The 11,999-nt window shown below is 36.7% G+C and carries 12 protein-coding genes; all 12 read right to left on the bottom strand.

The window, feature by feature from the left end:
- Positions 1-200: 200 nt before the first annotated feature.
- Positions 201-1,445: a flagellin gene (locus tag Q0977_RS11215; protein WP_299513821.1), complete on the bottom strand. Its 1,245-nt coding sequence runs from the start codon at positions 1,443-1,445 to the stop codon at positions 201-203.
- A 139-nt stretch (positions 1,446-1,584) separates the two neighbouring features.
- Positions 1,585-3,192 (bottom strand): flagellinolysin, encoded by a 1,608-nt coding sequence (locus tag Q0977_RS11220; RefSeq protein WP_299513824.1) that lies wholly within the window; start codon positions 3,190-3,192, stop codon positions 1,585-1,587.
- Between the two features lie 297 nt (positions 3,193-3,489).
- A complete protein-coding gene (gene csrA / locus Q0977_RS11225; protein ID WP_299513827.1) occupies positions 3,490-3,708 on the bottom strand; it encodes a carbon storage regulator CsrA in 219 nt (72 codons plus the stop codon).
- Positions 3,708-4,151, bottom strand: coding sequence for a flagellar assembly protein FliW (gene fliW / locus Q0977_RS11230; RefSeq protein WP_299513830.1), 444 nt, complete (start codon positions 4,149-4,151; stop codon positions 3,708-3,710). Before fliW ends, csrA begins: the two co-directional genes overlap by 1 nt.
- Positions 4,152-4,279: 128 nt before the next feature.
- On the bottom strand, positions 4,280-4,843 hold the full coding sequence (locus tag Q0977_RS11235) for a DUF6470 family protein (RefSeq protein WP_299513833.1): 564 nt from the start codon (positions 4,841-4,843) through the stop codon (positions 4,280-4,282).
- A 59-nt stretch (positions 4,844-4,902) separates the two neighbouring features.
- Positions 4,903-6,054: a flagellar hook-associated protein FlgL gene (gene flgL / locus Q0977_RS11240; RefSeq protein WP_299513836.1), complete on the bottom strand. Its 1,152-nt coding sequence runs from the start codon at positions 6,052-6,054 to the stop codon at positions 4,903-4,905.
- A gap of 13 nt (positions 6,055-6,067) precedes the next feature.
- The gene (flgK, locus tag Q0977_RS11245; protein WP_299513839.1) at positions 6,068-7,753 is read right to left on the bottom strand and encodes a flagellar hook-associated protein FlgK; all 1,686 of its coding nucleotides are present in this window, start codon (positions 7,751-7,753) and stop codon (positions 6,068-6,070) included.
- A 155-nt stretch (positions 7,754-7,908) separates the two neighbouring features.
- A complete protein-coding gene (locus Q0977_RS11250) occupies positions 7,909-8,403 on the bottom strand; it encodes a flagellar protein FlgN (protein ID WP_119415615.1) in 495 nt (164 codons plus the stop codon).
- Positions 8,404-8,418: 15 nt separating this feature from the next.
- The gene (gene flgM / locus Q0977_RS11255; RefSeq protein ID WP_119415614.1) at positions 8,419-8,682 is read right to left on the bottom strand and encodes a flagellar biosynthesis anti-sigma factor FlgM; all 264 of its coding nucleotides are present in this window, start codon (positions 8,680-8,682) and stop codon (positions 8,419-8,421) included.
- A 287-nt stretch (positions 8,683-8,969) separates the two neighbouring features.
- A complete protein-coding gene (locus Q0977_RS11260) occupies positions 8,970-9,386 on the bottom strand; it encodes a TIGR03826 family flagellar region protein (protein WP_119415613.1) in 417 nt (138 codons plus the stop codon).
- Between the two features lie 147 nt (positions 9,387-9,533).
- Positions 9,534-10,160: a ComF family protein gene (locus tag Q0977_RS11265; RefSeq protein WP_299513846.1), complete on the bottom strand. Its 627-nt coding sequence runs from the start codon at positions 10,158-10,160 to the stop codon at positions 9,534-9,536.
- Entirely contained in the window at positions 10,160-11,563 is a 1,404-nt protein-coding gene (locus Q0977_RS11270; RefSeq protein ID WP_299513852.1) for a DEAD/DEAH box helicase, read from the bottom strand. The genes Q0977_RS11265 and Q0977_RS11270 overlap by 1 nt, the downstream gene beginning before the upstream one ends.
- Positions 11,564-11,999 lie beyond the last annotated feature (436 nt).

An 11,999-nucleotide genomic window follows, 5' to 3' on the forward strand; every position in this document is an offset into this window, starting at 1 on the left:
ATTAATTTCTGCTTTACTACAATAACCATAAAATGATTTTGAATATTTTCCTATTTCTACTTATCCATCATTGCTCATCTTTTGAAAAGTTATATAAAAGCAATCACCAAACCCTACATATAAATTTCTTAAAAATATCTCTCCATGTAAAAAACGACCTTCCTAATGGAAGGTCGTTAAAAAATATTAGGCTACTTGAATTATTGTAATAATTGAAGAACACCTTGTGGTTGTTGGTTAGCTTGAGCTAACATAGATTGTGCAGCTTGAGTTAAGATGTTATTTTTAGTGAACGCCATCATTTCAGCAGCCATATCTGTATCACGAATACGTGATTCAGCAGCTGTTAAGTTTTCTGAAGCTGTACCTAAATTGTTGATTGTGTGTTCTAAACGGTTTTGAACAGCCCCTAGAGAAGAACGTTGGTCAGATACTTTTTTAATTGCATCGTCGATAGCAGTGATAGAACCTGAAGCTTGATCACGTGTAGCGATATCCACACCGTTAACTTTGAATGTTGAACCGTCAGCTAATGCAGTTGCTGTACCAAGTTTAGCATTAGTGATATCTACTGTTGAACCGTCAGCTTGTTTAATTGTTGCTGTACCACCAGTAAATGTACCTACTTCTTGGCCGTCTTTAAGAACTAAAGCACCTGCAACTTTGTATTCACCTGCCGCTACTTTAGCTACATCAGCATCAGATGGTTGTTTAATTGTTGCTTTACCGTCTTTAACTTCAATAGTTGTGCCTGCTTTAGTAATATCAGTTGCATCAGAGAAAGTTGTAGCTGTTGTGCCATCTGCAGCTGTAAATACATTAGTAGCTACTGTACCTACTTTTTGACCGTTAGCATCTTTAACATCTGCTCCATCAACAGTGTAAGTTCCATCTGTTAAACCTGTAACCGCAACGTCTTCAACTAAAGTATTAGTTTTAGTTAAACCTAATGAAGCAGCATCCATTTTGCCGATATCCATTTTCATAGTTTGGCCTTCATTAGCACCAATTTGGAATGTACCTTTGAAACCACCATTTAATAATTTTTGTGTATTGAACTCAGTAGTGTCTGCAATACGATCAATTTCTGAAGTTAATTGAGAAATTTCTTTTTGTAAAGCATCACGGTCATCGTTAACGTTTGTGTCGTTGGCAGATTGTACTGCTAATTCACGCATACGTTGTAGAATTGAGTGAGTTTCGTTAAGAGCACCCTCAGCTGTTTGGATTAAAGAGATAGAGTCATTAGCGTTTTTAGAAGCCATATCTAAACCAGAGATTTGGCCACGCATTTTTTCAGAGATTGCAAGACCTGCAGCGTCATCGCCTGCACGATTAATTTTGAAACCTGAAGATAATTTTTCCAAGTTTTTAGAAGATGCTGCTTGGTTTGCAGTTAAGTTGCGGTGTGTATTTAAAGCCGCGATATTGTGTTGAATTCTCATTTTGAGATTCCTCCTTGAATTATAAGTTTTCTTCCACGTCCCTGTGGAGTTGTTCGGCTATTGCCTTACATTACATATATCGTAAGAAGCTCAACTTTGTTTAGTCAATTTCTAAAAAATTTAAATATTTTTTAGTTGGCTATTGGAGTAATTGAAGAACGCCCTGTGGTTGTTGTTTTGCTTGTGCAAGCATTGATTGAGCTGCCTGAGTTAAAATATTATTTTTCGTAAAGTTTATCATTTCAGCAGCCATATCTGTATCTCGAATGCGTGATTCGGCCGATGTTAAATTTCCTGCTGCATTACCTAAATTGTCAATCGTATGTTCTAAGCGATTTTGTAGTGCACCTAGTGTTGAGCGGGTAGCTGAAACTTTTTCAATAGCATTATCGAATTTAGTAATAGCTGTTGAAGCTTTACTTTGAGTATTAATTGATACACCGCTGATGCCAAGTGTACTAGTAGAAAGGTTCGGTAATTCCATTTGAAGTGTTTGTCCTTCATTTGCACCGATTTGGAAACTTACACATGATGGTCCTGTCGATACAACAAAATTTGTAGAAGCTGACCACGTATAACTAAATAAAGATGATGTAGATGCTGTATCTGCAATTAAATCTGCATCTGATACGGTTCCTGTAGGATCTAAAATACTACCTGTACCCGCAAAAGTATTACCAACAAAGTGCGCAGCCCCATTAGTTCTAAAATCAGTTTCAAATGTAGTTAAATTTTGACCTAATTTTGCTTGCAATGCGTCATTTAATGTTTGACCGTTCTCCAAATCTTGCATTAGCTGCGAAATATCACTACCATTGTCCTTTAATTTATCGTCTAAATATTTAACTGCTAAAAAGCTTGCTGCATATCCGTCACTATCTGCAATACTACCAAAATGGTTTGTAATAATATCAGAAACATTTGAACCTCTTACACGTTCATTACCACCGGCGACATATTCTGCTGCGCCTTCTTTAAACCATCCAGGTAAACTACCGAAGTCATCAATTGCTGCACTCATTACTGCATGTGTCATTTCATGTGTTACAATACGGTCGTTATCAATCCACATAGATGATCCGGTAAAGAAGTCTGCTTCGTCTATTGTCAAGGAGATTGGTTTGCTAGGAATTGGATTAACTTGAGAAGTTACCCATGCAACCGCCCCGCCCGGACTTTGATATTCATATTTCACTTCAATCGATACTTTATCTGGATTTAATCCATAAGCATTTGTTACTGCTGCTTCTGCATTTCCTAACATTGAATTCGCTAAACGTTGGCTTAAGCTTGCTGCATCTGGTGTTGACATACTGAAAGAAGAAGTTGAGCCACCTTTTAGCACTTTCATCGTATTAAATTCTGTACGGTCCGCAGTATCATTAATCTCTTGAAGAATTTGAGATACTTCTTTTTGCAATGCATCACGATCTTCACCGACATTTGTATCATTCGCTGCTTGTACTGCTAATTCTCGTCCACGTTGTAACATTGAGTGTACTTCGTTTAATGCTCCTTCTGCTGTTTGAATAAGAGAAATACCGTCTTGTGCATTTTTACTTGCCATATTTAATCCCGAAATTTGGCCACGCATTTTTTCAGAAATTGCAAGGCCTGCTGCATCATCACCTGCACGATTGATCTTAAAGCCTGATGATAACTTTTCTAAGCTTTTTGATGCTTTATCATTATTAATCCCTAGCTGACGCTTTGTATTTAAAGCAGCTATATTATGTTGTATCCTCAAAAATTCTTCCTCCTTAAAGATTCACTACATCCTTGTAGATTTATAACTCAAATCAAATTCAAATAGGTCCTTTAGACCTGATACTATTTTATCGGTATTAAATCCATAAAAATAACATGGTTTTTACTTTTATGGTTAGTGTGGCAATAAGATACATGGAATTGTCCAACAACCGATTTGATTTTTCTCAATCTTGATGTAAACATCTTACTGCCCATTAATAAGAGAAAGATAAATCTACTTCAAAATCAAAATTGAACAATAAAAAAGGACTATCCACCTAAGATAGCCTCTTTCTTAATCTATTCCCCACTCTTTTAACAAATCAATAGAAGAATCCAAAGCAGCTTTATTCTCCTCTCGAATCGATTTATAGATTTCTGAACGATACACTTTCACTGAACGAGGTGCATCGATTCCTATCTTAACTTGATCACCTTCAACAGAAATAATCTTCAGTTCAATCTCATCGCCAATCATGATTGACTCGCCAGTTTTCCGTGTTAGAACAAGCATTATTTCACACCTTCTTTAACTGGTTTTAAAGGATAATGCAATAATTCTTGGTTGTTGTCATTTAGTACGATTTGTCGTCCTTGTCGTGTTTTTGTGTTGATAATGATTGGAGCTAGTAAATTAATTGTTGAGTTTGGTAATGTATCTTTTAGTGTAACAATTGCGTATGTAATTATCTCTTCTTGTTTTTTGATGTTCAGTGCATCTGCATCTTGTTTTGATATGTCGAATGTATAGTCTGCTTTAAATGTATATGGGAACGCTAGGACAAAACCAATTTGAACATTTGATGTTGATTGTAAAATCATAAATGGTGTGTTTTTGCCGAATGGAATTAATGCGAATTGTTTTTCTTCTGGAAAGCCCGGGATGCCTTCTTCAAAAGAATATAGTTGTTCTTGCATCACTTCTATTTTCCCTAAAAATTTTGTATCGATTTTCATATTTTTTTCCCTCTTTTCGTTTTTTCTTGTTCAAATTATTTTATCATGTTCATTATTAATAATACCGATACGTTTTCTTATTTTGTGACATAAAAAAGAAGTGTACGCTTGATTAGCATACACCATTATTATTTCGCTTTGATCACTGTTGTTTCTACGGAAGGTCTTTGTACTAAATCACCAGTAACATCACCTGGCGTATAGTCATGAACAACCTTTCCTAATTGAACATCAATCTTCGGCTTATGTTGTTGAATATTGATATCTAGACTTCCTGCTTGATAACGTATTTTTACTGCTCCAACAGAAGGTTTCCATGTAATGGCCATTTGTGGCGGGGCAGGAATTGCTTTACTTGCAGCAATTTGCTGAATAGCATTTCCAGAATTTTTACTAATATTCATCATCTGGTCGCCTTCACTAACACGACGAGCGATACCTTCCATCACTTTTTGTTTACCTTTTTGTGCATATTGCTCTGATGATTCTTTTGGTGTTAGTAGTCCTAAATCACGGTATGCTTGTGAGGAGTCTACGAAAAGTTTGGCAGCTTCCGAATGGATTTCAAGAGTTGCAGCTGGTTGTTCGATATGTTGTTGTGCCCTGTGTTCTTCGATATGTTGGACAGGGTCACTGATATGTAAGTCAACTTTTGCATCTGTTGTATGGATTTGAATTTGATCTAGTTTCATAATTGCCACATCCTTATGAAAAAGGCTCCCTATAAATGTGAGAGCCCTCAAACTATATATTAATTGATGAAATCAACTAATGTTGGTTGAATGATTTTACCACCTACTGAAAGAGCTGCACGGTGTATGGATTCTTCAGTGATTAGCTTTGTGATAGATTCTTCGTAATCGACATCTTCATTATCAGACATTTGTTTTGTGACGCTGATTTTTTGAGAGCTTAAACGATCTGCCATCATTTCAGCTCGGTTTTGTTTTGCCCCGACTGTTGCACGAGCTTCTAAAACAAGATCAATTGCCCCTTGGATTGTTGTACCTGATTTATCTTTAGTAGATCCTGTTCCACCTAGTAAATCACCTACTAATTCTTTCGCATCGTCACCAGATTGTAGTTTACTTTCTACTTTTGCCATCATGTTGTCAATTTTTTGGAATAGCTCATAGCCTTCTGAATTGACATCTAATGTAATGCCACTATAAAGTTCGATTGAAACATTAGAGCTAAAACCAGATTGAGATTGGATTACTGGATAACCATTGTCATCTAATGTAAATTGACTTGCACCAGTATTAGCGTTAGCCAATAGTATTTTATTCCCCGTTGCATCTGTTCCGGTAGTAAACTGAACATCGTTTCCATTAGCATCTGTTGCTTTTCCGGTATTGATATCTAAATTAGTAACAGGAAATGCAATTGCACCAGTTGTTGTTGTACCTGGTGGAGTAGCAATTGTTGTTGTACCTTCTACTGTTCCACCGATAAATCCATTTTTATCATAAAGAGGCGTTGTCGTCTTCGTTCCACTGAAAATATAGTTGTCACCGATTTTAGAGTTTGCAATATCTTTGATTTGTTCGCGGATTTGTTCAATTTCCTTTTTCATTTTTTCGCGATCATCTGTTGTGTTAGTACTGTTTGCTGCTTGTGTTACAAGTTCTTGTACACGTTGCAATGCACTTCCTACTTGACCGAGTGATTCATCTGATGCATCTAACCAGCTATTTACTTCATTCATATTACGAGTATATTGAGCATTTTTCACAAGGGTTGTTCGATACCCCATGCCTTTTACAGAAGCAACTGGATCATCAGATGGACGAGTTAGTTTTGAGCCTGATGAGAGTTGTTCTTGTAATTTGCCCATTTTACTATTACTTGTATTTAGATTGCGAAGCATATTATTAGAAAGCATTGATTGTGTTACACGCATTGAAATTTACCTCCTATAACCCTACACGGCCCATGCCGTTGATGATTTTATCGAGCGTTTCATCTACTACAGTGATCATTCGAGCTGAAGCGTTATATGCTTGTTGGAATGTGATCATATTCGTCATTTCTTCATCCAATGATACAGAGCTAACGGATGCACGATTGTTACTAATGGTTAACTGAATGGTTGTTGAGTTGTATTCCATTGTTGTTGCTTGTTGACCTTGTACACCTAAATCACCGATTAATCCTTCATAATACGTTTGTGCTGATGCATTATTTAAACCAGCAATGGTTGTTGTTTTTAAGTTTGAAAGTAATATAGCTTGTTTACCATTACCTTCTTCGCTTAGACCTGTTGAGGCAGCAATTAAGTTGTTATTGCCTAAGATGGTTGAGTTTACTTTAATGTTTGCTGCAGTTATTTTGTTATTACCAGCCGTACCGTTACCGTCGATATCAACAAAGAAATTAGCTCCGTTCGTTGAAGTTGTTGCTCCTTCACCTAATGTAAAACCGGCTGTATGTAACTTATTAAATTCTTCCGCAAACTTTTGGGCTAATACATTTAACTCTCCCAATTTATCTGGATATAAGCCGTCTGATAGTACTTTTCCTCCTGCAGTAAGATCTACTGTAGCTTTCCATTCGTTTGTACCAGCATCCCATGTATCCGTCGTCTGCGTCGCATAACCATACGAATTGATCAAAGAAGCCATTTTACCTGATCCAACATTATCAAATTGGTCATATGAAATAGTAGAAGTAGCGCCACCCATATTAATAGTGAAATCCGTAAACGCTGAATAATTATCAGAACCATCAAATGCACTGTGTTTATAAGACTTAACTTCTTTCGTGGTAGCATCTACTACATCTGGATTATAACCATTTGCAGTTAGTGTAGCACCTTTATCTTTGTTTACTACTTGAACTTTTGATCCATCATCGAGTTTAATGTAAACATTCATAGAACCCTCTGCAATATCTAGTGCGTTACCGCCTGATTTTGTGTAGTCTACTGTTACATTAAAGTATTCTGATAGTTGATCTAATAGTGAATCACGTGCATCATACAAATCATTTGGTAAATAACCGTTTGGTTCGACGTTACCAATTTGTTGGTTTAGTGCTGCAATTTGTTTGATGATTGAGTTTACTTTGCCAGACTCCGTACTAATTTCATTTTTGAGATTAGTTTGGATTTGTGTTAGTTGTGTGCTTATGTAGTTGAACGAATCTGCTAAGTGTTCGCCTCGTTGTGCTACTACTGCACGAGTGGCCGCACTTTCTGGTTTTGCACTTAAATCTTGTAAGGATGCATAGAAATTGTCGAACGCTTTGTTTAAGCCGTATTCAGAAGGTTCTGATAGGACGTCTTCCATTTGAGATACAGCATCTGATTTTGCTGACCAGTAGCCTAGTTTGGTTGTTTCTTGACGATATTGGTTATCGATAAATTGATCACGAATACGTGTAATAGAGCCGGCTTGCACACCTGTACCAAGATATCCAGGTACTTTAGGTGCGTTCATACCAACACCTGGGAAACCATTCGTTGCTTCCATATTAACGCGTTGACGGGAATAGCCGTCCGTATTTGCATTTGAGATATTGTGGCCAACTGTATACAATGCGGTTTGTTGTGTAGTAAGACCACGTTTGCTCGTTTCTAATCCCATAAATGTGGAGCTCATTCTTTTACCTCCTATATTTAGCTGCTAAGAGCGGTTTTATTTCGTTTTTCATATATACTTTTAATCGGATGTAATTGTTTTTTTTGAAGGAACTATCGACAAATGTTAACAATTCCATATTTGTTTCAGAAAAAAACACCTCTAAACTGGAGGTGTTAAGCTTGTGAATCAAAATGCACTTTTGCCATGTTACTGCCACGAACCTCTGTTTTAGAATAATTAATCTGTTCAGGTTGTGGTCTAAGTAAATCCAATGTCATGTTCACGAATTGGAGCGATTGAAAAATTAGTTTCTGATTTAAATCGTTTTGTTTTTTTAAGGTTTTGATCGTCAGCAATAGCCTTTTTCTTACTTCATCTAGTTTATCTTTTTCTTGTGGCGTATCAGCTGCTTCCATTACATCAGCAACAGTAGCTTGACCAGAGAGAGCAATCCCCTTTGCTCCTAGGTATTCCGTTACCACTTTCTGGCGCTGTTGCTCGAGTTGTGAAATGGCAGCTACGTGCGCTTGCTCACTTTTCAGCATCTGATCGAGTCCTTCCATATCCCCAACTTTAATCAATTCGGTTTTGTGATAAGCCAGTTTGAGAAGACTCTTATGCATTTTTTCAAGTTTATCCAAAATAGTTAATAGTGGGTCAATGGCCATTTTTCAAGCTCCTTTTTATTTGCGATAATATTTCAGAATATCGGATGCAAGTTGTTTTGCATCTACTTGATAATTACCAGTTTGTATCTGCTCTTTTAGTTGTTGAACGCGTTCTGCTCGCTCATCAGCATAACTTTTAATACCTTGCAAATCCTTCGCAGCTGAAGAAATTTCTAATTGATCTGTTACTTTAAATGTACTTTTCTTAACTTGCTCCGTTTTTACAGATTGATTTTGATAAGGGTTTACCTTATTCACACCGTAATTATAGATTTTCATTTTTAAGAGCCCCCTCTCAATTTTCATTGTCTACATGTTATTTCGGTTGAGTTTACTTGAAATTAAGTACTTTTACATAAATAGCGAAAGACAACCTATCATTTTAAAATAGTTGTAGTGCTATTTTCCTCCATTATTTAAAGAGTGATTATAAAGCATTAGGATTTACTTGTGAAGTTAGACATATTTTTATGAAGGAGCATAGATTTTTGTAAGTGGAATAATTTTACTCTAATATAAAAGAGCCAACAAAATAATTTCCTTTCGTTAGCTCTTACTTTTTAATTTTACTTTTTTTTCCGCTCTGCCAAATACGTAGCCCTCGAATTTTCTTCAACACTTCTTCTGAATTCTCGCGCAGCTTCGAATTTATTTAATTCTGATTTCAATTCACTTGCGCAATCATCACAAAGCTTTCCTTTTGATGTTAAACGCCCACAATTATCACATGGATATCCTAAGTTTGGAAACAATGCTTGCTGTAACCGATTTTTCTTAACCCATTTATATAAAAGTTCTCTTTCTACACCAGTAGCTTCTACAATTCGATCAACTGTAGCAGCACGATTTTCTCTTTTACGTAAAAAGCGATACACTTCTTCATACATTTTTTCCTCTGACATTGCACATTTTGGACAAATCTCTCTAACTCCAGTGTAATTAAAGAAATCTCCACATTTTGGACAATCTCGTAATTCCCCCATAACTATTCCTCCTATTGTAGCTAAACTATATCTATTTATATTGTCGACATTATTTTTGAATATTTTATCTGAAAATTATTTACGAATACATCATAACAAATTAATAGAAATTTTGGTACATCAGTAAATGATGCTAGACTTGTTTGCTTATCCTTGGATTAGTGTAAATGCGGTGACTTTTTCTGCGTCTGCTTCTATTAATAATGATTTTGCATGCTGTAAAGTGGTTCCAGTTGTGACAATGTCATCTACAAGGATGTAGTGTGTTGGTTTGATTGCTTCATGGGCTTTTAGTTTGAAGAGCTGATCTGATTGTTCTCTTTCTATTTTTGTTTTACTCGATTGGGTGACAGGTGATATTTTTTCAAGTAAATGTGTAAATGGAATACGTGCTGCTATCAGTAGTTCTTCAATATGCGCAAACGTTCTTTCTTTTTGTTTTTCTGGATGCATTGGTATTGGGACTATGATAGCTTGTTCATCTTTTAGATGTTGATAAATTTCTTCACGGAAAACTTCAGATAGTACAACATCTTTGAGAAACTTATATTGATGTAGGAAATCTTTCATCGGCTCATTATAGTGATATAACGCAGTAACGTCTTCATATTTTTGCTGATTGGGCGTGACGCGTTCAAATCTTTGGTGACATTTATCGCAAATAACTGGTTCTTTTGTGGGTGTTAGTAGTTTACGCCAGGTGACTTTGTGATGTAATGGCGCAGCACATAAATAGCAATGGTTTACCGTTTTTGGAGGGAGTTTAACGGACATTACGATAACACCTCCATTTTGTTAAGACTTATAATTTCCTTCCGCGCACCATCCATTTCGAGTGTAATTCCATGGTGGAAAAATACCAAGTCACCAGTAGGATCATCAGCAGACCTCCCAACTCGCCCACCAATCTGGATCAGGGCACTCGAGGTAAAAATACCACTTTCCGCTCCTACAACAGCAACCTGTACCTTCGGAATGGTAATCCCTCTTTCTAAAATGGTTGTTGTAAGCAATCCCGGCACGCTTTTCTTGCGCAATGCAAGTACCTTTTCTTTACGATTAGAATCTTCTGCATGAACAGCTTCAATTGTTGGATGTAATTTTTGAAAAAGTGGTACGGCTTTTTCCATTAGTTCGATTGTTGGGAAAAATATAAGAAACGGTTCATCATTTGTTAGTCTAGTGGTTGTCCAATCTAGCAGTTTTTTCGGTATTTTCCCTTTCATAATTTGTTTTTGATAGTTAAAAAGTGTGTCAAAGCGCGGCACTGGGAGTGGATGCGTATGATATCTTCTTGGAATAAAGGAATATCCACCTCTTAACTTTTTCACCTTATCTTTTAGTACATCCGAAGGCGTCGCTGTAACAAATAAAATAGGCGAATCTGGCTTCTTCGCTTTTTGGACCGCTTGCTGTAATGTTTCATCGAATGTATAAGGGAAAGCATCAGCTTCATCGACTATAACCACATCAAATGCCTCTTCAAAACGGTATAGTTGATGTGTTGTTGCAATTATTAGGGGAGAATAACGATGTTCAACTGTTGCTCCTCCGTAAAGCGCTTGTACAAAAGTATTCGGAAATACTTTTTGTATTCGTGGTGCCAATTCAAGTACTACATCAGTTCGTGGTGTTGCAACACAGACACGTTTATTTTGCATCAGGCATTCTGCAATAGCAGGAAACAGAATCTCCGTTTTACCTGCTCCGCACACAGCATGTACCAAATGGTATTGGTTCTTCTTAATGCTTTCAACAAGTTCCTCTGATGCCTTTTTCTGCTGAGGTGTGAAAGTCCCATTCCATTGAAATAGATGCGAAAGATTCGGTCTTTTTCCATAAGGCAATTGTATTTTTCGTGGGGGGCCTATCCATTTTATTAATTCTGTACAACTACTTACTCGTCCCATATTAATACAATGACGACAATATACACAGACTTGTTGACATTTAGCACAATTGAAAGAAGCGAAAAACTCTGGGTCTTCGTTTCTACATCGGTTACATCTCCAATTATTTTTTGAGAATAGTTTATTTGTCGTTGAGATTGGTTGTACTCCGGGGATTGTCTGTATATGTCCCATTTGAATATGTTGTTCTATTGTTTTTTGCTGAAATGGCGTATGCTCACGAAGCCATAGTCGGCCTATTAAAAAATCACGTAGATGAGCATTTATAAGGTTGTTTGGGGAACATAGTTTTTGGGCTGGTTTTGCTTTGTTGATTTTAAAACGCAATAGTTTCCTCCAATTCTGGGGTTGGATTGGGTATATTTTATAAGGATTTTTTGGGGATTTCAAGAGGGAGAGGGTTATTTATTTTTACATTATGGATGGGGGTAGAATTTGTAGATTGTTTGCCATAATTTGTGGAATTGTTTATTTTGGCGCTGGAGCTTTAGCGCAACTCGGGACTCCTTTTTGCACAACTCAGGCTTCCTTTTGCACAACTCAAGCTTCCTTTTGCACAACTCAGCTCCTTTTGCACAACTCACAACTCCTTTTGCACAACTCAAGCTTCCTTTTGCACAACTCAAGCTTCCTTTTGCACAACTCAAGCTTCCTTTTGCACAACTCAGCTCCTTTTGCACAACTCACAACTCCTTTTGCACAA

The sequence above is a fragment of the uncultured Rummeliibacillus sp. genome (genome assembly GCF_934216135.1).
Lineage (GTDB): Bacteria > Bacillota > Bacilli > Bacillales_A > Planococcaceae > Rummeliibacillus.

Coding starts and splice junctions, on each gene's coding strand:
- Q0977_RS11265 (WP_299513846.1), bottom strand. CDS start 10,160: ATGTCCGTTAAACTCCCTCCAAAAACGGTAAACCATTGCTATTTATGT.
- csrA (WP_299513827.1), bottom strand. CDS start 3,708: ATGCTTGTTCTAACACGGAAAACTGGCGAGTCAATCATGATTGGCGAT.
- Q0977_RS11235 (WP_299513833.1), bottom strand. CDS start 4,843: ATGAAACTAGATCAAATTCAAATCCATACAACAGATGCAAAAGTTGAC.
- Q0977_RS11215 (WP_299513821.1), bottom strand. CDS start 1,445: ATGAGAATTCAACACAATATCGCGGCTTTAAATACACACCGCAACTTA.
- flgK (WP_299513839.1), bottom strand. CDS start 7,753: ATGAGCTCCACATTTATGGGATTAGAAACGAGCAAACGTGGTCTTACT.
- Q0977_RS11260 (WP_119415613.1), bottom strand. CDS start 9,386: ATGGGGGAATTACGAGATTGTCCAAAATGTGGAGATTTCTTTAATTAC.
- flgM (WP_119415614.1), bottom strand. CDS start 8,682: ATGAAAATCTATAATTACGGTGTGAATAAGGTAAACCCTTATCAAAAT.
- Q0977_RS11250 (WP_119415615.1), bottom strand. CDS start 8,403: ATGGCCATTGACCCACTATTAACTATTTTGGATAAACTTGAAAAAATG.
- fliW (WP_299513830.1), bottom strand. CDS start 4,151: ATGAAAATCGATACAAAATTTTTAGGGAAAATAGAAGTGATGCAAGAA.
- flgL (WP_299513836.1), bottom strand. CDS start 6,054: ATGCGTGTAACACAATCAATGCTTTCTAATAATATGCTTCGCAATCTA.